Origin of the sequence: Sphingomonas sp. 10B4 (genome assembly GCF_035019905.1) — a bacterium.
GTDB lineage: Bacteria > Pseudomonadota > Alphaproteobacteria > Sphingomonadales > Sphingomonadaceae > Sphingomonas > Sphingomonas glacialis.
Genome location: NZ_JASJVC010000484.1, coordinates 1 through 248 on the forward strand (window position 1 = coordinate 1; position 248 = coordinate 248).

1 pseudogene is annotated in these 248 nt (G+C 66.9%); it reads left to right on the forward strand.

Annotated elements, in window-relative coordinates:
• Positions 1–248 (forward strand): annotated as a pseudogene (locus tag QN347_RS20590) (trigger factor); the annotation flags it as partial.

A 248-nucleotide genomic window follows, 5' to 3' on the forward strand; every position in this document is an offset into this window, starting at 1 on the left:
TCGTCGACACGGCCGAGGTCACCGATGAGGACGTCACCGAGGAGCTCGACAAGCTGCGCAGCCGCTTCGGCACGCTCATCACGGTCGACCGCCCCGCCAAGACCGGCGACTTCGTGCAGATCGACCTCGTCGCATCCATCGGCGACGTCGAGGTCGACAACGCGACCGGCATCTCCTACGAGGTCGGCACCGGCGACTTGATCGACGGCATCGACGAGGCACTCGACTCGCTCAGCGCGACCGAGACC